The organism is Burkholderia sp. MSMB1498 (assembly GCF_001526245.1).
Classification (GTDB): Bacteria; Pseudomonadota; Gammaproteobacteria; order Burkholderiales; family Burkholderiaceae; genus Burkholderia; species Burkholderia savannae.
Genome location: NZ_LOYJ01000044.1, coordinates 50,067 through 72,859, shown reverse-complemented (window position 1 = coordinate 72,859; position 22,793 = coordinate 50,067). Strand labels below are relative to the sequence as shown.

The window sequence follows — 22,793 nt, the reverse complement described above, 5'->3', positions numbered from 1 at the left end:
CAGCTTCTTCGCTACGGAGACCGAGATGGGCTATCAACAGGGTTTGAGCGGTTTGGCGGGCGCGTCGAGCGATCTCGACGTGATCGGCAACAACATCGCGAACGCCAACACGGTGGGCTTCAAGGGCAGCACCGCGCAGTTTTCCGACATGTACGCGAATTCGGTCGCATCGGCCGTGAACAACCCGATCGGCATCGGCACGATGCTCGCGTCGGTGCAGCAGCAGTTCAGCCAGGGCACGATCTCGTCCAGCACGTCGTCGCTGAACGTCGCGATCAACGGCAACGGCTTCTTCCAGATGTCGAACAACGGCGTGACCACGTACTCACGCGACGGCACGTTCCAGCGCGACAAGAACGGCTACATCGTCAACTCGCAGGGCCTGAACCTGATGGGCTACGCGGCGAACGCGAACGGCGTGATCAACACCGCGGCGACCGTGCCGCTGCAGGCGCCGACGACCAACATCGCGCCGACCGCGACAACGAAGATCACCGGCCAGTTCAACCTGAACTCGCAAGATCCGGTGCCGACGACGACGCCGTTCAACTATTCCGATCCGACGAGCTACAACTACACGACGTCGGTGCAGGTGTTCGACACGCTCGGCGGCTCGCAGAACGTCAACCTGTATTTCGTGAAGAGCGCGACGTCGGGCCAGTGGGAGACGTACGCGGGGCCGTCCGGCCAGACGCCGACCGATCTCGGCGCGGTCAGCTTCAACACGGGCGGCACGATCACGGGCACGACGGTGCCGGGCGGCGCGCCGACGACGAACGTCGGCCAGTTCTCGTTCACGATCCCGACGACGACGGGCGCGGCGAACCCGCAGACCCTGACGCTCGACCTCACCGGCACGACGCAGTACGGCGGCAAGAGCGGCATCAACAACCTCGCGCAGAACGGCTTCGCGAGCGGCATGCTGACGACCTTCTCGATCGGCACGGACGGCAAGGTCACGGGCAACTACTCGAACGGCCAGACGTCGACGCTCGGCCAGATCGTGCTCGCGAACTTCAACAACCCGAACGGCCTCGCGAACGTCGGCAACAACCAGTACGTCGAGACGGCCGCGTCGGGCGTGCCGCAGATCTCGGCGCCCGGCAGCACGAACCACGGGACGCTGCAAGGCAGCGCGCTCGAAAACTCGAACGTCGACCTGACGAGCCAGCTCGTCGACTTGATCACCGCGCAGCGCAACTACCAGGCGAACGCGCAGACGATCAAGACGCAGCAGACCGTCGACCAGACGCTCATCAACCTGTAATCGCCTTCGCGGACAACAGCCAGCCATGGACCGACTGATCTATACGGCGATGACGGGCGCGACGCAGTCGCTCGAGCAGCAGTCCGTCGTCGCGAACAACCTCGCGAACGCGTCGACGACGGGGTTCCGCGCGCAGCTCGCGACGTTTCGCGCGGTGCCGATGAACTTCGACGACGGCAGCGGCAACGTCGATCCGGCGACGACGCGCACCTACACGCTGTCGTCGACGCCCGGCGCGGACTTCACGTCGGGCCCGATCGAGCGCACGGGCAATCCGCTCGACGTCGCGGTTCAGGGGCCGGGCTGGCTGTCCGTGATGCTGCCGGACGGCAGCGAGGCGTACACGCGCGCGGGCAACCTGCACGTGGACGAGAACGGGCAGCTCGTGACCGCGAGCAACTTGCCCGTCGTCGGCAACGGCGGCCCGCTCGCGGTGCCGCCGAACGCGCAGCTGACGATCGGCGCGGACGGCACGGTGTCGGCGCTGATGCCGGGCGATCCGCCGACCGCCGTCGCGATGATCGATCAACTGAAGCTCGTGAACCCCGACGCCGCGACGATGACGCGCGGCAACGACGGCCTGTTCCGCACCGCGGACGGTAATCCCGCCGACGCCGATCCGGCCGTGAAGGTCGTGCCGAATTCGCTCGAAGGCAGCAACGTCAATCCGGTGGCGGCGATGGTGTCGATGATCGACAACGCGCGCGCGTTCGAATTGCAGACGAAGCTGATCCAGTCCGCCGACCAGAACGAGCAGGCGGCGAACCAGCTGCTCAATTTCAGCTGAGCGCCGCGAAGCGCCAGACAAGGAGTCAACACGTGAACCGTTCCCTTTACATCGCCGCGACCGGCATGAATGCGCAACAGGCGCAGATGGACGTGATCTCGAACAACCTCGCGAACGTGAGCACCAACGGCTTCAAGGGCTCGCGCGCGGTGTTCGAGGACCTGATGTACCAGACCATCCGCCAGCCGGGCGCGAACGCGACGCAGCAGACCGAGCTGCCGTCGGGCCTGCAGCTCGGCACGGGCGTCCAGCAGGTCGCGACCGAGCGGCTGTATACGCAGGGCAGCCTGCAGCAGACGGGCGGCTCGAAAGACATCGCGATCAACGGCCAGGGCTTCTTCCAGGTGCTGATGCCGGACGGCACGAATGCGTACACGCGCGACGGCTCGTTCCAGACCAACGCGCAGGGCCAGCTCGTCACGTCGAGCGGCTATCAGGTGATTCCGGCGATCACGATTCCGCAGAACGCGACGTCGCTCACGATCGGCAGCGACGGCGTCGTGTCGATCACGCAGCCGGGCTCGAACAACGCGGTGCAGATCGGCGCGCTCCAGATCGCGACGTTCATCAACCCGGCCGGCCTCGACGCGAAGGGCGAGAACCTGTTCGCGGAGACGACGTCGTCGGGGCAGCCGAACGTGTCGCAGCCGGGCCTGAACGGCGCGGGCACGCTCAAGCAGGGCTATGTCGAATCGTCGAACGTGAACGTCGTTCAGGAGCTCGTCAACATGATCCAGACGCAGCGCGCGTACGAAATCAACAGCAAGGCCGTGACGACGTCCGACCAGATGCTGCAGACCGTTACGCAGATGTCGCGCTAACGGGCCCCAGGTCAGAAGCCATGAAGCAGGTTCGTTTCCTTCCGCCATCGGCGCGCCGCGCGCGCGTCGCGGCCGCGCGCCGTCCGGCCGCCGCCGCGCTCGCCGCCGCCGCGCTCGCGCTCGCGGGCTGCGCGCAGCTGCCGCGCGAGCCGATCACGCAGCAGCCGATGTCGGCGCCGCCGCCGATGCCGCCCGCGATGCAGGCGCCCGGCTCGATCTACAACCCGGGCTACGCGGGCCGGCCGCTCTTCGAGGATCAGCGGCCGCGCAACGTCGGCGACATCCTGACGATCGTGATCGCGGAGAACATCAACGCGACGAAGTCGTCGGGCGCGAACACGAACCGGCAGGGCAACACGAGCTTCGACGTGCCGACGGCGGGCTTCTTGGGCGGCCTCTTCAACAAGGCGAACCTGTCGGCGGAGGGCGCGAACAAGTTCACCGCGACGGGCGGCGCGAGCGCGGCGAACACGTTCAACGGCACGATCACCGTGACGGTGACGAACGTGCTGCCGAACGGCAACCTCATCGTCAGCGGCGAGAAGCAGATGCTCATCAACCAGGGCAACGAATTCGTGCGCTTCTCGGGCGTCGTCAATCCGAACACGATCTCGGGCCAGAACTCGGTCTACTCGACGCAGGTCGCGGACGCGAAGATCGAATACTCGGCGAAGGGCTACATCAACGAAGCCGAGACGATGGGCTGGCTGCAACGCTTCTTCCTCAACATCGCGCCGTGGTGAAGACGATGCGTACCTTGCTCGCGCGCGTCGTGCGCCCTCTCGTCCGATCGAATCGCCGCGCGGCGGCGCGCTGCGCGCTCGCCGCCTGCGCGCTCGCGCTCGCATTCGCGCCCGTCGCCGCGCGCGCGGAGCGCCTGAAGGATCTCGCGCAGATCCAGGGCGTGCGCGACAACCCGCTGATCGGCTACGGCCTCGTCGTCGGCCTCGACGGCACCGGCGACCAGACGATGCAGACGCCGTTCACCACGCAGACGCTCGCGAACATGCTCGCGAACCTCGGCATCTCGATCAACAACGGCGCGGCGAACGGCGGCGGCTCGTCGGCGATGACGAACATGCAGCTGAAGAACGTCGCCGCGGTGATGGTGACGGCGACGCTGCCGCCGTTCGCGCGGCCGGGCGAGGCGATCGACGTGACGGTGTCGTCGCTCGGCAACGCGAAGAGCCTGCGCGGCGGCACGCTGCTGCTCACGCCCCTGAAGGGCGCGGACGGCCAGGTGTACGCGCTCGCGCAGGGCAACATGGCGGTGGGCGGCGCGGGCGCGGCGGCGAACGGCAGCCGCGTGCAGGTGAACCAGCTCGCGGCGGGGCGGGTCGCGGGCGGCGCGATCGTCGAGCGCTCGGTGCCGAACGCGCTCGCGCAGATGAACGGCACGCTGCAGCTGCAATTGAACGACATGGATTACGGCACCGCGCAGCGGATCGTGTCGGCGGTGAACTCGAGCTTCGGCGCGGGCACCGCGACGGCGCTCGACGGCCGCACGATCCAGCTGACGGCGCCCGCCGATTCGGCGCAGCAGGTCGCGTTCATGGCGCGGCTGCAGAACCTCGAAGTGAGCCCCGAGAAGGCGGCGGCGAAGGTGATCCTGAACGCGCGCACGGGCTCGATCGTGATGAATCAGATGGTGACGCTGCAGAACTGCGCGGTCGCGCACGGCAATCTGTCGGTCATCGTCAATACGCAGCCCGTCGTGTCGCAGCCGGGGCCGTTCTCGAATGGCCAGACGGTCGTCGCGCAGCAGTCGCAGATCCAGCTCAAGCAGGACAACGGCTCGCTGCGGATGGTGACGGCGGGCGCGAACCTCGCCGAAGTGGTGAAGGCGCTCAACTCGCTCGGCGCGACGCCCGCGGATCTGATGTCGATCCTTCAGGCGATGAAGGCGGCGGGCGCGCTGCGCGCGGATCTGGAGATCATCTAAGTGACGACTTTCACGAAAGCGAACGATCTGTCGCAGCGCTTCGCGCTCGACGTTCAAGGGTTCGACGCGCTGCGCTCGAAGGCCGCGGCGGCGACGCCGCGCGAAGGCGTGAAGATGGTCGCGGGCCAGTTCGACGCGATGTTCACGCAGATGATGCTCAAGAGCATGCGCGACGCGACGCCGTCGGACAGCCCGTTCGATTCGAACTCGACGAAGACGTACACGTCGATGCTCGACCAGCAGCTCGCGCAGCAGCTGTCGTCGAAGGGAATCGGCGTCGCCGACGCGCTGACGAAGCAGCTGATGCGCAACGCGAATGTCGCGCCCGACACGCAGAGCGAAGGCGGCATGGCCGCGATGAGCGCACTCGCGAAGGCGTATGCGAACGCGAACGAGGCGCCCGGCAACGGCGCGCTCGCGGGCAAGCGCGGCTATTCGGCGGCGAGCGCGCTCACGCCGCCGCTCAAGGGCAACGGCGGCTCCGAGCGGGCGGACGCGTTCGTCGAGAAGATGGCGGGCGCCGCGCAGGCGGCGAGCGCGGCCACCGGCATTCCGGCGCGCTTCATCGTCGGCCAGGCGGCGCTCGAATCGGGCTGGGGCAAGCGCGAGATCCGCGGCGCGAACGGCGAATCGAGCTACAACGTATTCGGCATCAAGGCGACGAAGGGCTGGACGGGGCGCACGGTGTCGGCCGTCACGACCGAGTATTCGAACGGCAAGCCGCACCGCGTCGTCGCGCAGTTCCGCGCGTACGACTCGTACGAGCACGCGATGACCGACTACGCGAGCCTGTTGAAGAACAACCCGCGCTACGCGGGCGTGCTGAACTCGGGGCAGAGCGCGGAAGGCTTCGCGCACGGGATGCAGAAGGCCGGCTATGCGACCGATCCGCACTACGCGAAAAAGCTGATTTCGATCATGCAGCAGATCGGCTGACGCAAGCCGAGCAACCGTTCGGTACATTTCGGACCGCGCCAGGCCTGGCCTCGCGCGGTTTTAACGTTTGCTGAAAAAATAAACTCGGGTTTCGATCTAAACTTTGCGCTGCTGTTGCCGCTAAACGTGAGAGACCAACGATCGGGCGGATCGCGCCTGGTCATAACGCGCCCCCGAAGTCCGCCAGGCGCATCGAGATAAAATACCGGCAAGCCATGAATACCGAACAGTCGACGAGTCAGGCCGCGAGCGCCGCCGCGCATTCCGGCCATGATTACGGCCGCCGCAATCCGCTCGAGATCGGCGTGCAGCTGCGCAATCTCGTCAATCGAGGAGATTTCCTGACCGTCCAGTACCAGGGCGGTCAGCTTGTCACGCGCATTCTCGACGTCGACGTCGGCGCGCGAACCTTCGTGTTCGACTGGGGCGCGCTCGCCGACCAGAACGCGGGCATCCTCGCCGCGCCGGACTGCGTGTTTCATGCGGCGCCGGAGGGCGTGCGCGTCGAATTCTCGACCGCGACCCCGCGCGAGACCCGCTACGAGAACCTTCCCGCGTTCGAAGCCGATTTCCCCGACGTGCTGTACTGCGTGCAGCGCCGCGAATATTTCCGCGTCGACGCGCCGATCCTCGATCCTTACGTGTGCCGCGGCAAGCTGCCGGACGGCGAGACTTTCCTGTTCGAAGTGCACAACCTGTCGCTCGGCGGCCTCGGGTTGCGCACGGTCGACGAGCGCGTGTCGACGCTCGAGCTCGGCACGACGCTGCCCGACGTCGAATTGAACCTGAACGGCCATGGGATGCTGTCGCTCGATCTGCAGCTCGTGTCGCACCGCTCGACCGACGCGCCGAACGGCACGCGCCGCTACCAACTGGGCTTTCGCTTCCTGTCGCTGCCGGGCAGCGCGGAGAACACGCTGCAGCGCCTCATCACGCAGCTCGAGATGAAGCGCCGGCAGCTCGCGCGGGCCTGAGCCGCGCGGCCATCGCGCCCGTGCGGGCCAGGCCGCACGCGACGCCCGCAGCCATCGCGACGGCGCCCGCGCGCCGGCCGCGGCGCGCCGCATGCATTTTTGCGCGCGCATTCCCTCAATTTTTCTCACGCGCGGCCGTTATACCGGGAGTCTACGCAACCCGGCAGCCGCGGCGCGGCCGGCTCATAGGATCGCGCATGTCCAATACCCTCATGAACCTCGGGATCAGCGGCCTGAACGCCGCGCTCTGGGGGATCACCACGACCGGTCAGAACATCAGCAATTCGGCGACGCCCGGTTATTCGGTCGAGCGCCCCGTGTATTCGGAGGCGAGCGGCCAGTACACGAGCAGCGGCTATTTGCCGCAAGGCGTGACGACCGTGACGGTCCAGCGGCAGTACAGCCAGTATCTGTCGAACCAGCTCAACGCGGCGCAGACGCAAGGCAGCTCGCTGTCGACCTACTATTCGCTCGTCGCGCAACTGAACAACTACGTCGGCAGCCCGACGGCCGGCATCTCGACCGCGATCACGAACTACTTCACCGGCCTGCAGACGGTCGCGAACAACGCGGCCGATCCGTCCGCGCGGCAGACCGCGATCAGCAACGCGCAGACGCTCGCGAGCCAGCTCGTCGCCGCGGGCCAGCAGTATTCGCAACTGCGGCAGAGCGTGAATTCTCAGCTCACCGACACCGTCACGCAGATCAACAGCTACACCGCGCAGATCGCGCAGCTCAACGAGCAGATCGCGTCGGCGAGCGCGCAGGGGCAGCCGCCGAACCAACTGCTCGACCAGCGCGATCTCGCGGTGTCGAACCTGTCGCAGCTCGCCGGCGTGCAGGTCGTGCAGAGCAGCGGCAGCTACAGCGTGTTCCTTTCGGGCGGCCAGCCGCTCGTCGTCGGGAATGCGAGCTATCAGTTGGCCGCGGTCGCGTCGAAGTCCGATCCGAGCGAGCTCACGATCGTGTCGCAGGGCGTCGCGGGCGCGAATCCGCAGGGCAGCCCGCAGTACCTGCCCGACGTGTCGCTGACGGGCGGCACGCTGGGCGGCCTGCTCGCGTTCCGCAGCCAGACGCTCGATCCGGCGCAGGCGCAGCTCGGCGCGCTCGCGGTCAGCTTCGCGTCGCAGGTCAATGCGCAGAACGCGCTCGGCATCGACCTGTCGGGCAATCCGGGCGGCAACCTGTTCACGGCCGGCGGCCCGACCGTCTACGCGAATCAGGGCAATACCGGCGGCGCGACGCTGTCCGTGTCGTTCGCGAACGGCTCGCAGCCGACGTCGAGCGACTATTCGCTGTCGTACGACGGCTCGAAGTACACGCTGACCGATCGCGCGACGGGCAGCGTCGTCGGCACCGCGACGCCGACCACCAACCCGCCGACGATGACGATCGGCGGCTTGAATCTGTCGCTTTCGGCCACGCCCGCCGCCGGCGACGCGTTCACCGTGCTGCCGACGCGCGGCGCGCTCGACGGCTTCGCGCTCGCCACTTCGAGCGGCTCGGCGATCGCGGCCGCGTCGCCGGTGCTCGCGGCGGCCACGTCGACGAACAGCGGCACGGGCGCGATCACGCAGGGCTCGGTGAGCGCGGGCTATCAACTGCCGTCCGGCACGACGACGCTCACCTACAACGCGTCGTCGAAGACGCTCTCCGGCTTCCCGGTCGGCACGACGGTGACGATCGCGGGCACGCCGCCGACGTCGGTCAACATCACGAGCGCGACGACGCCCGTGCCTTACGATGCGTCGGTCGGCGCGTCGCTGACGATCTCGAGCACGACGCAGCCCGCGCCGTCCGGCGTGATGAACGGCGTGAGCGTGTCGCTGTCGGGCGCACCCGCGGACGGCGATCAGTTCACGATCGGCGCGAACAAGGGCACGAACGACGGCCGCAACGCGCTCGCGCTGTCGCAGCTCGTGAGCTCGAAGACGATGAACAACGGCACGACCACGCTGACGGGCGCGTACGCGGGCTACGTGAACGCGATCGGCAACGCGGCGAGCCAGCTGAAGGCGTCGAGCACCGCGCAGACGGCGCTCGTCGGCCAGATCACGGCGCAGCAGCAGGCGGTGTCGGGCGTGAACCAGAACGAGGAAGCGGCGAACCTGATGCAGTACCAGCAGTTGTATCAGGCGAACGCGAAGGTGATCCAGACGGCGGACTCGCTGTTCCAGACCGTGCTCGGTCTGTTCAACTGAACGAGGTAGACGGCGATGCGCATTTCCAGCTCTCAGCTCTACAGCCTGAACGTCAGCATGATGAACGACCAACAGGCGCAGATCGCTCAGCTCTACCAGCAGGTGGCGAGCGGCGTCAGCCTGACGACACCCGCCGACAACCCGCTCGCGGCCGCGCAGGCGGTGCAGCTGACGGCCACGTCGGCGACGCTCGCGCAGTACACGTCGAACCAGTCGACGGTGCTGACGTCGCTGCAGACCGAATCCTCGACGCTCACGAGCGTGAGCGACGCGCTCAACGCCGCGTATCAGACGATCATGCACGCGGGCGACGGCGGATTGTCGGACAGCGATCGCGCGGCGCTCGCCGCTCAGCTCCAGGGTTCGCGCGATCACCTGCTCACGCTCGCGAACACGACGGACGGCGCGGGCAACTACGTGTTCGCGGGCTTCCAGCCGACGACCGCGCCGTTCGCGAACAAGGCGGGCGGGGGCGTCAACTACAGCGGCGACTACGGCTCGCGCGTCGTGCAGATCGCCGACACGAACACGGTCTCGCAGGGCGACAACGGCGCGAGCGTGTTCCTGTCGGTGCCGTTCCTCGGCAGCCTTCCGGTGCCGGCCGCGGCCGCGAGCAACACGGGCACGGGCACGGTCGGCGCGGTCAGCATCACGAATCCGTCCGATCCGACCAACGCGCACCAGTTCACGATCACCTTCGGCGGCACGGCGGCGGCGCCTACCTATACGGTGACCGACAACACGGTCCAGCCGCCGACGACGAGCGCCGCGCAGCCATACTCGTCGGGCCAGGGGATCAACCTCGGCGGGCAGACGGTCGCGGTGTCGGGCACGCCGGCGGCGGGCGACCAGTTCACGGTGACGCCCGCCCCGCAATCGGGCGCCGACGTATTCGCGACGCTCGACACGGCGATCGCCGCTTTGAAGGCGCCCGTCGGCAACAGCCCGACCGCGTCGACCGCGCTCTCGAACGCGATGGCCACCGCATCGACGAAGCTGATGAACACGCTGACGAACGTGCTGACCGTGCAGGCCTCGGTCGGCGGCCGCATGCAGGAGGTGAAGGCGATACAGTCGGTGACGTCGACGAATTCGCTGCAGGCGGCGAACAGCCTGTCGAACCTGACCGACACGAATCTGCCCGCCGCGATCAGCCAGTTCCTGCAACTGCAGAATTCGCTGAGCGCCGCGCAGAAGGCGTTCGTGCAGATGCAGAACCTGTCGCTGTTCCAGTATCTGAATCCGTAAGCGTCGCGGCTCGCGCTCGGCGGCGGGGCGGCCGGCGAGGCGGGGGCGGGGCGACGGGTGATCGGTTCGTCGACGGCGCGGTTTGCGGCCGCGCCGCGCGTGCACGACGCATGGCGGTGATCAAGCGGGCGGCTCTTGCCGCCCGTTTTGCTTTTCGGGGCGGGCGTTTTACCGTCGGCATCGGTGGCTTCGGTGGCATCGGTGGCATCGGTGGCTTCGCCGGCGCCGCCGCCTTCGCAGGCGCGACCGCGCCGACGGGACGCAGCGGGACCGCTTTCGTGCGCTGTGACTTGCCGTGCGCAGCGGCAGCGGCAGCGGTTGCGATTGCGTCGCGCGCGTGGGGCACCGGCCGTATCGACTGCATCGGCCTTATCGGTCTCCTCAGTCCCATCGGCCGCGGCCAGGCGCGCTTTGTCGGCCTGGCCGCCTTTCCGAATCGGCGGCGCGCGCCCGGCGAGATCGCGCGCGGGGCTTCCAAGCCGCGTTCCTTCGTCACCCTCGCCGTCCGCGGTCGCGGCCCGTTTTCATCACCTCCGCGCGGATGCGCTTCCTTTCCCCTTCCTTGCGTTTCCTGTCCGCGCGCATCCCGCGCCGCGGCCGTTTTTGCGCGCCGCTTGTCAGCGCGATTCCCGCTTCGTACACTCGCGCGTGATTTTGCCTCGACGCGCCGTCGCGCGCGCCTCAATCCAGACAACAAGGAGAATTCCGCGATGGCCGATTCCTATTTCCCGCGTTGGCGCGCGCCGTCGCGCGACGACGCGGCCCGCGTTGTCGCGCCCGACGAGCGCCTGCCGTGGCCGCAGACGTTCGCGATGGGCGTGCAGCACGTCGTCGCGATGTTCGGCTCGACGGTGCTCGCCCCGCTTCTGATGGGCTTCGATCCGAATCTCTGCATCCTGATGTCCGGAATCGGCACGTTGCTGTTCTTCGCGCTCGTCGGCGGCCGCGTGCCGAGCTATCTCGGCTCGAGCTTCGCGTTCATCGGCCTCGTGATCGCGGTGACGGGCTACGGCGGCAGCGGCGCGAATCCGAACATCCCCGTCGCGCTCGGCGGGATCGTCGCGTGCGGCGTCGCCTATGCGCTGATCGGCGTCGTCGTGTCGGCGGTCGGCACGCGCTGGATTGAGGCGCTGATGCCGCCCGTCGTCACGGGCTCGATCGTCGCGGTGATCGGCCTCAATCTCGCGCCGATCGCGGTGAAGGGCGTGTCCGCGTCGACGTTCGATTCCACGCTTGCGCTCGTGACCGTGCTTTGCGTCGGCGGCGTCGCGGTGTTCGCGCGCGGGATGCTGCAGCGGCTCCTGATTCTCGTCGGCGTGCTGATCGCGTACGCGATCTATGCGGCGCTCACCAACGGCATGGGGCTCGGCAAGCCGATCGATTTCGCGAGCGTCGCGAACGCCGCTTGGTTCGGCATGCCGACGTTTCACCGCCCCGTGTTCGATCCGCACGCGATCCTGCTGATCGCGCCCGTCGCGGTGATCCTCGTCGCCGAGAATCTCGGCCACATCAAGGCGGTGAGCGCGATGACGGGCCGCAACCTCGACCGCTACGTCGGCCGCGCGTTCGTCGGCGACGGGCTCGCGACGATCGTCTCCGGCAGCATGGGCGGCACGGGCGTGACGACGTATGCGGAGAACATCGGCGTGATGGCGGTGACGCGGATCTACTCGACGCTCGTGTTCGTCGCGGCCGCGCTGATCGCGATCGCGCTCGGCTTCTCGCCGAAGTTCGGCGCGGTGATTCAGACGATTCCGGGGCCGGTGCTGGGCGGGGTGTCGATCGTCGTGTTCGGGCTCATCGCGGTGACGGGCGCACGGATCTGGGTCGTGAACCGCGTCGACTTTTCCGACAACCGGAATCTGATCGTCGCCGCCGTCACGCTCGTGCTCGGCGCGGGCGACTTCTCGCTGAAGTTCGGCGGCTTCGCGCTCGGCGGGATCGGCACCGCGACGTTCGGCGCGATCATCCTATACGCGCTGCTGCGCAAGGAGAAGGAGCCGGGGCCGATGGTGTGAGCGGCGGCGGGGTGGCCTCGATTGGCGTGCGGCTCGAATTGCATTGCCTGGTGCGGGGTGGTCGAAGTGCGGCGCACGAAATGCGGCGGTCGAAATGCGGCGGTCGAAATGCGGCGGTCGAAATGCGGCGGTCGAAATGCGGCGGTCGAAATGCGGCGGGGCTGCGATCGCATGACTTTCGTCGCGCGACTGGTCCGTCACCCGATTGGCGTGCCGCGCGCCCCTCGGCCACGCCGCGCTTCCCCGCTCGACGCCCGGCGGCTCATCAGCCCCCATGCGCCTGCGCTTCGAGCCACGCGCAGAACCGCCCGACGAGCGCCTCGCCCGCCGTTTCGCGCGGCGCGATCCACCAGTAGCTGCGCGTCGCGATGCGCGGGCCCGGCAGCGGCGTCACGAGCCGGCCGCTCGCGAGTTCGTCGGCGATGAGGGGCAGCGGCCCGAGCGCGACGCCGAGGCCGTCCACGGCCGCCTGCAGCGCCAGATAGAAGTGATCGAACGATTGCTTCTTGCGGCCCTTCATCGGCGTGCCCGCCGCCGTGAACCACTCGCGCCACGCGTCCGGGCGCGTGTCCGAATGCAGCAGCACGTGACGCGCGAGATCGTCCGCGCTCGCGATCGGCGCGCGCTTCAGGAGCGCGGGGCTGCACACGGGAATCACGCTTTCGTCGAGAAAGCGGCCGCTCGCGCAGTTCGGCCAGCGGCCGGGGCCGCGCCGGATCGCGACGTCGAAGGCGTCGAGCGAGCCGAGCGGCGCGTTCGAGGTCGACAGCTTCAGCTCGACGTTCGGCACCTCGCGCTGGAACCGCGACAGGCGCGGCAGCAGCCACTTCATCGCGAACGTCGGCAGCGCGTTGATGCGCAGCACGCGTGCCGCGCCCGTCTCGCGCAACTGCTCGGTTGCGCGTGCGATGCTGTCGAACGCCGCCTCGACGGTCGCGAGATAGCGGCGGCCTTCGTCGGTGAGCTTCACCCGCTTGCCGTGCCGATGGAACACCGGCTTGCCGAGCCACGCCTCGAACGCGGCAATCTGCCGGCTGATGGCACCGTGGGTCACATGCAGCTCTTCGCCCGCGGCGCTGAAGCTTTCATGTCTTGCGGCGGCTTCGAAGGCCTTCAGTGCCGGAAACGGTGGGAGATCGCGTGCCATGCTTGTGATTCTAGATCACAAAGGCGCGCCGATAAAATCGTTTGGACTCCGCGGCGATCGGGCGTAACCTCGGCTCGTGACAATCGCGAGGACTCCCATGCAATCCTGTTCCGAACCCGATGACGGCGGCCATGCGGTCGACGTGAGCGTCGCCGATCTGTTCATCGGTTTCCTCGGCCTCGGGCTGATCTCGTTCGGCGGCGCGCTGCCGTTCGCGCGGCGCGCGCTCGTCGAGGAGCGCCGCTGGCTGACGGCCGACGAGTTCGCCGATCTTCTCGGCCTCTGCCAGTTCCTGCCGGGCGGCAACGTGATCAATCTGTCGGTCGCGGTCGGCATGCGGTTTCGCGGCGTGCCGGGCGCGATCGCCGGCCTGCTCGGCCTCGTCGCCGGGCCGACGCTCGTCGTCATCGCGCTCGGCGTGCTGTATGCGAAGACGCAGCAGAACCCGGGCGTTCATCATCTGTTCGGCGGCCTCGCGGCGGCCGCGGCGGGCCTCTTGATCGCGATGGCGATAAAGGTGGCGAAGCCGCTGCGCCACGCGCGCACGGCCGCTTGCGTCGCGGCGCTCGCGTTCGTCGCGATCGCGGTGTTGCGCACGCCGTTGCTGCCGACGATGCTCGTGCTGACGCCCGTCAGCATCTGGCTCGCGTCGCGCGCCCCGCGCGGCGCGAACGAACGCGCGCAGGGAGTGCGGCGATGAGCGACACGCTCGTTTCCCTCGCGGTGATTTTCGGCCAGCTGTCGCTGCTCGCGTTCGGCGGCGGCAACACGATCCTGCCCGAGATGCAGCGGCAGGTCGTCGATGTCCATCACTGGATGAGCGCGCAGGCGTTCACCGCGCTCTTCGCGCTCGCGCAGGCGGCGCCCGGGCCGAACATGATGATCGTGCCGCTCGTCGGCTGGCACGTCGCGAGCTGGCCGGGCCTGCTCGTGTCGTCGCTCGCGAAGTTCGGGCCGTCGTCGATCGTGACGATGGCCGCGCTGCACGCGTGGGAGCGCTTCAAGGACAAGCCGTGGCGGCGCTACGTGCAGCAGGGGATGATGCCCGTCACCGCGGGCCTCGTCATCGCGAGCGCGGCGCTGATCTCCGAGGCGTCGAACCGGTCGGCGCTGCAATGGGGCGTCACGGCGGCGGTCGCGGCGCTCGCGTACCGTACCCGCGTGCATCCGCTGTGGCTGCTCGCGGGCGGCGCGCTCGTCGGGCTTATCGGCGGATTCGTCGGATAGCGATGGCGGGCGCGGCGCCGTGCAACGGCTGAGCATCGCGGCGTGACTTCGAGCGAGCCGGGAAGTTCGACACTGGGCCGTTGAATCTCGATTCTCGGGCTTCGGCCCCCTGGGCTTCGCGCGCCGGATTTGCGACGCAGACGTTTCGAGCGCATCGTCGCGGCATGCGATGCGCGGGTCGGATCAGCTCCGCACGGCGCGCTTGCGCCGTGCGACCGGGCGTCGCCGACGAATCCCGTCAACGTTCGCGCGAGCCGGCCGCGTTGCCGGGCGCTTCGCCGGCCGTCATTCGGACGAGTGCGCGTTGCGCTTCACGAGGCCGAGCAGCTTGCCGCGCTCGGCGTTCAGATCGCCGCCCGGCGACGACCAGTCGAGCACGTAGCCGTGATTGAGCGAATCGCGGACGATCGACGAGTAATCGGATTTCGCGAGCTTGCCGTCGCGCATCGCGCGGTTCACTTCGCTCTGCAGATCCGGCGTGAAGCCGGGATAGGCGGCGACGAGCGCCGCATACTGGCGCGCGTCGATTTCGTCCGACTCGCGGTTGAACGTCCACACGACGACGAGCACGATCGCGACGAACGGCACGAGGGTGTAGCGCAGGAAGAACTTGGCGGCTGTCATGGCAAGGTCGATGCGGTGAATCGAGAGGCGGTTCGCCGGCCGCGGGCGGCGGGCGCGGACGGGCGAGTATACTTCCGTCCACCGAATCAATTGCAAACAAGGTTGCAACACCATGTCGACTCTTCCCGCCTGCCCGCAATGCGCGATGGAAAACACGTACCCGGACGGCGAACATTATATTTGCGCGGACTGCGCGCACGAATGGCCGATCGCGGGCGAAGCGAGTGCCGCCGATGACGACGCGGCAGCTGTCGTGAAGGACGCGAACGGCAACGCGCTCGCCGACGGCGACGCCGTCGTGCTGATCAAGGACCTGAAGGTGAAGGGCTCGTCGATCACGCTGAAGATGGGCACGAAGGTGAAGAGCATCCGTCTCGTCGGCGGCGATCACGAAGTCGATTGCAAGATGGACGCCGGCAATTTCATGTTGAAGGCGTGCTATCTGAAGAAGGTCTGAGCGGCGCGCGACGGACGATGAATCTCGACGCCGCAAGCCGCAACCTGACGGTCGCGTCGCTGCTCACGCTGTCGGGCGGCTATCTCGACGCGTACACGTACGTCGGCCACGGCCACGTGTTCGCGAACACGATGACGGGCAACGTCGCGCTGCTCGGGATCAACGTGTCGGCGGGCGACTGGGCGCAGGCGCTGCATCACGTGCCGCCGCTCGTCGGTTTCGTGATCGCGGTGTTCGTCGCGCACACGCTCGGCCTCGCCGCGCAGAAGGGCTTGATTCGGCATACCGCGTTCATCAGCCTGATCGTCGAGATCGTCTTCCTCGCGTTCGCGTCGCTCGGCTGGCCCGCGATGTCGAGCGCGTGGCTGATTCCGGGCATTTCGTTCGTCGCGACGCTGCAGACGATGTCGTTTACGCATCTCGAGAACCTGTCGTACACGTCGGTGATGACGACGGGCAACCTGCGGCGCTCCGCGCAACTGCTGTTCGCCGGCCTGATCCCACGCTACGATGCGCTCGCGCTGCACGACTCGGGCCTGCTTGCCGTGATCAGCTCGTGCTTTCTGGCGGGCGCGGTGGCGGGCGGCTTCGTCACGCGCATGATCGGCGACGGCGCGTTGTGGGGCGCCGTTCTGCTGCTCGTCGCGGCGTTCGCTGAAATCGTTCGGCGCGCGCGTTACGATGCGGATGTCGTCGCGCGACGCGACTGACGACGCTGCGCGCGATGCGCGGCGCGGCGAATCCATCGAACGCATTGACCAAGAAACAAGAACGATAGCGAGGGCGTATTCATGCAGTTTTCTTCCGCGATTCCGGTGCTGAGGATCTTCTCCGAGCAAAAGGCAAAGGAGTTCTACGTCGATTTCCTGGGCTTCACGCTCGGATGGGAGCATCGCTTCGAGCCCGGCTTGCCGCTTTACGCCGAAGTGCGGCGCGGCGATCTGATCCTGCATCTGAGCGAGCATCACGGCGACGCGACGCCGGGCTCGACCGTCTTCGTGCCGCTCGAAGGCATCGACGCGCTACATGCCGAGCTGAATGCCAAGCGCTATCCGTATGCGCGCCCGGGTATCGAGCGATACGACTGGGGGCGGGTGATGCAGATCGCCGATCCGTTCGGCAACCGCTTGCGCTTTTGCGAGCGCGACGCGCAGGGCGCCTGAGCCCCCGAGCGCCGTCCGCCGGCGCGCATCGTTGCGCCACCACGACAACGCCGCGATTCTCGCGGCGTTTATTTTTTTACAGAGCTTACATCGTCATATGATTCGTGGGCCCGCCGCACGCGGCGGAGCCGGCCGCGGCCGTGGCCGAAGAAGAGACGGAGACAATTCACAAAGGAAAGCGCATGAAGCAAACCACCAAAATCGCGGGGCTGGTAGGAGGGGTGATGCTGGCGACCGCAGGCCAGCAGGCGATGGCGCAGAGTTCGGTGACGCTCTGGGGCGTCGCGGACGTGAGCCTGCGCTATCTGAGCAACTCGAACGCGCAGAACGACGGCCGATTTTTCATGACGAACGGCGCGATCACCAACAGCCGCATCGGCCTGCACGGCAGCGAAGATCTGGGCGGCGGCCTGAAGGCGATCTTCAATCTCGAGAGCGGCGTCAATCTGCAGGACGGCTCGTTCTCGGACAGCAAGCGCATCTTCAATCGCGCCGCGTACGTCGGCCTGACGAGCCAGTACGGCACCGTGACGCTCGGCCGCCAGAAGACCGTGCTGTTCGATCTGCTGAGCGATACGTACGATCCGCTGACGGTCGGCAACTATCTGGAGAACGCGTGGCTGCCCGTCGCGCTCGGCGCGGGCCTGTACGCGGACAACTCGGTCAAGTATCGCGGCACGTTCGGCGGCCTGACGATCGGCGCGATGTACTCGTTCGGCACCGATTCGACGTCGTCGACGGGCTCGGGCGGCTTCTCCGGCCAGATTCCCGGCCACATGGGCGCGGGCAACATGTACGGCTTCTCGCTGTCGTACGTCGCCGGGCCGGTGAGCGTCGCGGCGGGCGTCCAGCAGAACAGCGACAACTCGAACCGCAAGCAGACGATCTATCACGCGAACGTCGTCTACGCATTCAGCAAGGCGAAGATCTACGCGGGCTACCTGCACTCGAAGGACGACACGGGCTTCGTCGACACGCTGCTCGCGCAGCAACCGGGCCTCTTCACGACCGGCGCGCCGAAGCGCACGGGCCGGATCGACGACGGTCCGTTCGCCGGCGTGAGCTGGCAAGCGACGCCCGCGCTCACGCTGACGGGCGCGTTCTACTACGACCGGATGCGCAACGCGACGGTCGCGAACGGCCAGCTCGACAGCGGCAACCGTTACACGTTCGTCGGCCTCGTCGAGTACGCGCTGTCGAAGCGCACCGAGATCTACGGCACCGTCGATTTCAACAAGGTGAACGGCGCGGCGACGGTCGAACTGCCGGGCCGCAGCAACCAGACGGGCGTCGCGATCGGTCTGCGCAACATCTTCTGAGCGGCCGGACGCCGCGCGGAACGGCGGAAAGGGCCCGCGCGCGCGGGCCTTTTTTCGTTGCGGCATGCGGCGCGCCGCGCAATTCGCCGTCGATGCGCGCCAACCGCGTCGCACGAGGCGAGAACGCAGCGCGTGCATCGCACGCGACGCACGCCGTGCGGGTTAGCGCGCCGCCATCACCGTGTTGCTTGCCTGCTGCGATACTTGCGTGAGGATCTGCTTCGCCGCCGTGAACGACTGGTTCATGTAGATCTTCGTGAACGAATGGCCGAGCGGATCGGTGAGCAGATGCAAGCCGAGCGAGAAGTTCGACGGCAGCACCGTCTGCACGAGCCCGAGGCTGCCGATCACCGTATCCGACGACGACGTCAGATAGCTCGAGCCCGGCAGCAGATAGCGCGCCGCGTTGCCGACGTTCACCGCGCTGATCCTGCCTTGCGCGCGATCCGGCCCGGTGATCAGCAGATTCATCTCGAAGTTCGCGTACAGCGTGCCTTGCGAGTGGCCGACGAGCACGACCTTGCGGCTCTGCTGCAGGTACGTGCGGTACTGGTTCAGGTGATCGGGCAGCTCTGGAATGTTGTTCTTGGTCAGGATGTCGATGTATTTCTGTTGCAGCGCCGCGTCCATGCCGCCCGCCGGAATCGCGCCGCCGTCGATCGCACGCCAGAAGTCCGCCGGGTTCGTGCCTTCGACCGATTTTTGCTTGAACACCTGCCACAGATCGTTGAACGCGCCCTGCGTCGCGTTGTAAGCGTTGCCGTACACGTAGGCGTTGTTCGCGTCGCGCGCGTTCAGCTCGTTCTTCAGCACTTGCAGGCTCGCGATCGCATCGTCGAACGTGTTGTTGATACCGTTGACGAACACGATCGCGGAGCCGGGCGCGGCGGTTGCGGCCGTCACCGTCTGCGCGGCGTTCAGGCGCGTGGAGTAGGGCAGCGCGACGAGCGCGCCGGCAATCATCAGCGTCACTAACTTTTTCATCGAAAGTCCCCTCGGTTGATGGTTGAAGCGCTACAGCACGGGTAAGCTCAATTCGGCATGGACGTTGGATTGAAGCCGCACGAGGCGGAGCCGGGATCGTCGAAGAACTGGCCGCCTGCGAGCGACTGGAAGCGGATGTAGGCGAGCGTGTCCGCTTCGGTGTCGAGCATGACCGCGCGCGTGCCCTTGATCCGGTCGAGCATCGTCTGCTGGTCGACGCCCGCCTTCACGAGCACGCGTGCGCTCAGTGCGCACGCGATGCCTTTCGCGATCGCGTCGCCGGCCGTTTTCGCGTCGGCCGGATCGCGGACGTCGTTGACGGCCTGGCTCCAGCCATATGCGATCTGCGTGAGCGCTTCGCGCGTGACGGCCGAATTCGCGTATTCGTGCGCGATGTACTCGGCGACGCGCGGGGGAAGCGGCGGCGGCGCGGAGCGCGGCGCCGCCGATGACGCGGCGGTGAATGCGTTCGCCTGCGCGGCGGGAACGGTCGATTCCGCTCGCTCAGCCGGCGCGGCGGCGGGCGCGGCATCGGTCGACACGATCCGCGCGCAGGCCCACACGAATGCGGCGATCGCGAGCGCGGCCGCAGTTGGGTATTGCCATCGCATGTCCCCTCCTTTGTTGTTGTGAGTCTTGTATTGGTTGTGGACCGCGACCTGCAGCGCGTCGCGATCCGGCGGTCCTCGATCCCGCCAACGGCTCGCAAACGTTACAAGAAATCGATGCAACGGGGAAGCGTCACCGTATCGACAGCAAGGACTTCGCCTCGCTGCGATTCGTGTGCGGCGTCAATGTCTTCGATTGTTTCGTCGTGCGACGTGATGCACCGGTGCGAGAACGCGCGTCGAGCGATGCGCGCGCCGGCGCGAATCGAGATGCGGTCCAGCCCGATCATGCATGCGGAAATTGAAAGTGGCGTGACGGCGCGCGTGCGCTCGCCGAACCGCGTCGAGCGCCTACGAACGGCGCGCCGCGACGGCCGCCTCCGCGAACTGCCAGGCGAGCAGGCCCGGCACGAAGATCAGCAGATCGCGGATTCGCCGCGCGCCCGCGAGCCCGAGCGACGTTGCCGGATCGAGCCCGAGCGCGCCGCCGATCAGCACGAAGCCGCCTTCCTGCACGCCGAGCCCGCCCGGCACGAAGAACGCGGCGCTGCTGAGCGCCTGGATCAGCGCCTCGATCGCGAGCGCATCGACGAGCGACACGGGCGCGCCGAGAAAATGCAGCGCGAGCCAGATCTCGATCGACGTCGCGAGATGCTGCAGCGGCTGCCAGAAGAACAGATAGCGCATGACGGTGCCGCGCCGCCGCCAGACGGCTTTCAGCGCATCGTCGACCTGCGCGGAGCGATCGACGAGCGACGCGAGTTGACCGCCCGCGACGCGATTGAGCGCGTGCATCGCGCGCTCGAACGGCTTCGCATGTTGAACAAGTGCGAACAGGATCAGAAGCGGCGCGAGCGCGGCGAGTCCCCATGCGAACATGCCGGCGACGCGCAGCGTGTCCGACGTCGCGCGGGTGAGCAGATAGCCGACGCCCGCGAGCGCGAAGAGCGCCTGGCTGATCAGCGTGAGCTGCATGTCGGACACGAGGCTGGCGCTCGCCGCGGGCGCCGTCAAGCCGTGCGCGCGCAGCAGGCGAAACGACACGAACTCGCCGCCGATGCGCGCGACGGGCAGCAGCCCGTTCACCGATTCGCGAATCCACACGAGGCGCAGCATCGCGCGCAGGCGCGGCTGGTCGGGCGGCGCGATCAGCGTCTGCCAGTCCTTCGCATTCGCGAGCATCGGCAGCAGATGCGACGCGGCCGCGACGACGAGCCCGACGCCGGCGGCGCGCATCAGGCCGAGCACTTCGCGGGGATTGTCGCGCGCGACGAGCCAGAGCGATACCGCGAGTCCCGCGAGCGCAGCGATGCGCCCCGCGTGCTTCATCAGTTGCCGGTTGAGCACGGCGGGCGTGCCGGTTCGAGATCGAGTCGATTCGTTTTGCATGACGAAGAAAGGCCTATTCGACGCGCGGCGCCGATCAGGCATTCGGGCGTTTTTCAGGCGCGGGGCACAGGCGGCCGTCACGGTCGACATCGAAGCTGAAGCCGCGCCAGATCACGCGCGACGACGAGAAGCTCGCGACGAAGATGCCGAACGCGATCAGATCCGCGAGCGGCAGCAGCAACAGGTCGCGCACCGGCCGCTTCGTCGCACGATCGACGATGTGCTTCGCGGCGATGCGCGCGACGAGCGTGACGGGCACGAGCGACCATGCCCACGCCGCGCCGTTCGACAGCAGGGCGCCGAGCAGCGCGAGCGCGAGCGGATGCGTGAGCAGCGAGCCGAGATGGCCGCGCGGATCGACCGCGCGGATCGTGCGGCTCCAGCGCAATTCGTGCTCGGCGAGCCGCGCGACGCGCGTCTCGACGCAGCCGTGCTCGACGGCGAACGGCGGCACCGCCACTCGCGCGCCGCGCGCGCGCACCGCTTCGCCGATCGCGTGATCCTCGGCGAGATGGTGTGCGAATTGCGTGAGGCCGCCGATCGCGTCGAGCGTGGCGCGGCGCATCGCGATCGTCTGGCCGAAGCACGGCCGCGCAAGCTTGAGCGCGAGGCCCGTCACGACGCCCGGCAGGAACTGGTGATTGGTGACGAGCGCCTCGACGCGCGGCCAGAAGCCCGGATCGGGACGGCCGCGATACACGCAGGTCACGAGCTCGACGCCCGGTTCGTCGAGCTCGCCGACGATATGCCGCACGTAATCGGGGCCGACGCTCACGTCGCTGTCCGCGAAGATCAGCACGTCGTGCGCGGCGGCGGGCAGCATGTTGACGAGGTTCGCGATCTTGCGGTTCGGTCCGTACAGGCGTGCGTCGGCGACGATCGTCACGTGTGCGCGCGGAAATGCGTCGCGCAATGCGTCGACGGCACGCAGCGCGGGATCGTCGCGATCGTGCACGCCGAACAAATACTGGATCGGGCCGTCGTAGCGCTGCTCGCAAAAGCTCGCGAGGTTCGCGAACAACGCCTGCTCGGTGCCGTGCAGCGGCTTGACGATCGTCACGGGCGGGCAGTGTCGCGGCTCGTGCGGCGCGCGTGCGAAGAAACGCTGCGTGAGGATCGCCGCGAACAGCGTATATGCGCAGCCGAACGCGGCGGCGAGTGCGCAAAGCGCGGCGAGCGACGCGGCGAGCAGCGCGACGAGATGCCCGATGTCGCCGAATGAAATCAGCTCCGCCGCGAGCAGCGCGGCGACGGCGCCGGCGAGCCATGCGAGCGCCTTCATCGCGCGGCCTTGCGAACGTGGCGGCGCATGCGAGCGGCGGGGGCGCGATCGTTCGGGCGATCGTGGCGGCAAGCGGCGAGATCGGAACAGAACAAGCTGATGGCTCCGCGTGAAGGCGACTTTCGTCGGGAGGCGCCGAGCCGGGCGTTCGCGTGGGATGGGCGTCCGGTTCAGCATGCCGCATCCGGCCGCGTGGCGCAATTGCTCGGTTATGCGGAGCGCCGCTTGCGCGCGGCCGAACGAGCCACAGTAAAGTGCGGAGCCGACTTTCTGATGGCATTCCGGTGACAAATCGGTTTAAGCAATTTGACGGCGCGAGAGCGACGGGTGCGCGCGCGATGCCGCTGGCGGCGGCACCGCGCGCGAAACGTGAAAGGCATGCGAAAGCTGAGGAAGACG

Annotated in this window: 21 protein-coding genes and 1 pseudogene; 16 read left to right on the top strand and 6 right to left on the bottom strand. The window is 67.7% G+C overall.

Translation table 11 applies throughout. The features are described 5' to 3' along the window. The first annotated feature begins 25 nt into the window (after window positions 1-25). The 10 genes from flgE (at window position 26) to WS91_RS08365 (ending at window position 12,194) form a co-directional block, all read left to right on the top strand. Entirely contained in the window at window positions 26-1,267 is a 1,242-nt protein-coding gene (gene flgE / locus WS91_RS08410) for a flagellar hook protein FlgE (RefSeq protein ID WP_038748416.1), read from the top strand. A gap of 25 nt (window positions 1,268-1,292) precedes the next feature. Beyond that, a complete protein-coding gene (gene flgF, locus WS91_RS08405) occupies window positions 1,293-2,054 on the top strand; it encodes a flagellar basal-body rod protein FlgF (RefSeq protein WP_038748414.1) in 762 nt (253 codons plus the stop codon). A 32-nt stretch (window positions 2,055-2,086) separates the two neighbouring features. Further along, window positions 2,087-2,875 (top strand): flagellar basal-body rod protein FlgG, encoded by a 789-nt coding sequence (flgG, locus tag WS91_RS08400; RefSeq protein ID WP_038748411.1) that lies wholly within the window; start codon window positions 2,087-2,089, stop codon window positions 2,873-2,875. Between the two features lie 20 nt (window positions 2,876-2,895). Then, the gene (flgH, locus tag WS91_RS08395; RefSeq protein WP_038748409.1) at window positions 2,896-3,618 is read left to right on the top strand and encodes a flagellar basal body L-ring protein FlgH; all 723 of its coding nucleotides are present in this window, start codon (window positions 2,896-2,898) and stop codon (window positions 3,616-3,618) included. Between the two features lie 5 nt (window positions 3,619-3,623). Beyond that, complete coding sequence (locus WS91_RS08390; protein ID WP_052145091.1) at window positions 3,624-4,817, top strand: flagellar basal body P-ring protein FlgI; 1,194 nt, start codon at window positions 3,624-3,626, stop codon at window positions 4,815-4,817. After that, a complete protein-coding gene (flgJ, locus tag WS91_RS08385) occupies window positions 4,818-5,753 on the top strand; it encodes a flagellar assembly peptidoglycan hydrolase FlgJ (RefSeq protein ID WP_038748405.1) in 936 nt (311 codons plus the stop codon). 215 nt (window positions 5,754-5,968) lie between these two features. Further along, entirely contained in the window at window positions 5,969-6,727 is a 759-nt protein-coding gene (locus WS91_RS08380; protein ID WP_038748403.1) for a flagellar brake protein, read from the top strand. A 197-nt stretch (window positions 6,728-6,924) separates the two neighbouring features. Beyond that, complete coding sequence (gene flgK, locus WS91_RS08375) at window positions 6,925-8,928, top strand: flagellar hook-associated protein FlgK (RefSeq protein ID WP_059578216.1); 2,004 nt, start codon at window positions 6,925-6,927, stop codon at window positions 8,926-8,928. A gap of 15 nt (window positions 8,929-8,943) precedes the next feature. Continuing rightward, complete coding sequence (gene flgL / locus WS91_RS08370; protein WP_059578219.1) at window positions 8,944-10,176, top strand: flagellar hook-associated protein FlgL; 1,233 nt, start codon at window positions 8,944-8,946, stop codon at window positions 10,174-10,176. A 710-nt stretch (window positions 10,177-10,886) separates the two neighbouring features. Beyond that, window positions 10,887-12,194 carry a solute carrier family 23 protein gene (locus WS91_RS08365; protein ID WP_038748393.1) on the top strand — a complete coding sequence of 436 codons (1,308 nt, stop codon included), beginning with the start codon at window positions 10,887-10,889 and terminating at the stop codon, window positions 12,192-12,194. Window positions 12,195-12,459: 265 nt separating this feature from the next. Here WS91_RS08365 and WS91_RS08360 read toward each other — a convergent pair whose 3' ends face one another. After that, window positions 12,460-13,341 (bottom strand): transcriptional regulator GcvA, encoded by an 882-nt coding sequence (locus WS91_RS08360; RefSeq protein ID WP_059670105.1) that lies wholly within the window; start codon window positions 13,339-13,341, stop codon window positions 12,460-12,462. Between the two features lie 97 nt (window positions 13,342-13,438). On the opposite strand from WS91_RS08360, the gene WS91_RS08355 reads away from it, so the two are divergent. Further along, the gene (locus WS91_RS08355) at window positions 13,439-14,041 is read left to right on the top strand and encodes a chromate transporter (protein ID WP_038748389.1); all 603 of its coding nucleotides are present in this window, start codon (window positions 13,439-13,441) and stop codon (window positions 14,039-14,041) included. Next, on the top strand, window positions 14,038-14,568 hold the full coding sequence (locus WS91_RS08350) for a chromate transporter (RefSeq protein ID WP_059643261.1): 531 nt from the start codon (window positions 14,038-14,040) through the stop codon (window positions 14,566-14,568). The genes WS91_RS08355 and WS91_RS08350 overlap by 4 nt, the downstream gene beginning before the upstream one ends. A gap of 285 nt (window positions 14,569-14,853) precedes the next feature. On the opposite strand, the gene WS91_RS08345 is transcribed toward WS91_RS08350, so the two are convergent. Further along, window positions 14,854-15,192: a hypothetical protein gene (locus WS91_RS08345; protein ID WP_059670104.1), complete on the bottom strand. Its 339-nt coding sequence runs from the start codon at window positions 15,190-15,192 to the stop codon at window positions 14,854-14,856. A gap of 112 nt (window positions 15,193-15,304) precedes the next feature. Between WS91_RS08345 and WS91_RS08340 the strand changes: the two genes are divergently transcribed. From WS91_RS08340 to WS91_RS08325, 4 genes and pseudogenes are all read left to right on the top strand, one after another. Further along, the gene (locus WS91_RS08340) at window positions 15,305-15,649 is read left to right on the top strand and encodes a zinc ribbon domain-containing protein YjdM (protein WP_038748385.1); all 345 of its coding nucleotides are present in this window, start codon (window positions 15,305-15,307) and stop codon (window positions 15,647-15,649) included. A gap of 17 nt (window positions 15,650-15,666) precedes the next feature. Next, window positions 15,667-16,471 (top strand): annotated as a pseudogene (locus WS91_RS08335) (YoaK family protein). Continuing rightward, the gene (locus WS91_RS08330) at window positions 16,441-16,812 is read left to right on the top strand and encodes a glyoxalase superfamily protein (protein ID WP_059670103.1); all 372 of its coding nucleotides are present in this window, start codon (window positions 16,441-16,443) and stop codon (window positions 16,810-16,812) included. Before WS91_RS08335 ends, WS91_RS08330 begins: the two are co-directional and overlap by 31 nt. Before the next feature lie 182 nt (window positions 16,813-16,994). Next, the gene (locus tag WS91_RS08325; protein WP_038748634.1) at window positions 16,995-18,131 is read left to right on the top strand and encodes a porin; all 1,137 of its coding nucleotides are present in this window, start codon (window positions 16,995-16,997) and stop codon (window positions 18,129-18,131) included. A gap of 162 nt (window positions 18,132-18,293) precedes the next feature. Here the strand turns inward: WS91_RS08325 and WS91_RS08320 are convergent, their stop codons facing one another. From WS91_RS08320 to hpnI, 4 genes are all read right to left on the bottom strand, one after another. Continuing rightward, window positions 18,294-19,103, bottom strand: a complete 810-nt coding sequence (locus tag WS91_RS08320; RefSeq protein WP_059670102.1) for a hypothetical protein — start codon at window positions 19,101-19,103, stop codon at window positions 18,294-18,296. Between the two features lie 59 nt (window positions 19,104-19,162). Next, the gene (locus WS91_RS08315) at window positions 19,163-19,726 is read right to left on the bottom strand and encodes a hypothetical protein (RefSeq protein WP_038748377.1); all 564 of its coding nucleotides are present in this window, start codon (window positions 19,724-19,726) and stop codon (window positions 19,163-19,165) included. A 348-nt stretch (window positions 19,727-20,074) separates the two neighbouring features. Continuing rightward, window positions 20,075-21,055, bottom strand: coding sequence for a lysylphosphatidylglycerol synthase domain-containing protein (locus tag WS91_RS08305; RefSeq protein WP_197422224.1), 981 nt, complete (start codon window positions 21,053-21,055; stop codon window positions 20,075-20,077). Window positions 21,056-21,146: 91 nt separating this feature from the next. Then, on the bottom strand, window positions 21,147-22,394 hold the full coding sequence (hpnI, locus tag WS91_RS08300; protein WP_038748373.1) for a bacteriohopanetetrol glucosamine biosynthesis glycosyltransferase HpnI: 1,248 nt from the start codon (window positions 22,392-22,394) through the stop codon (window positions 21,147-21,149). Window positions 22,395-22,793: the final 399 nt, after the last annotated feature.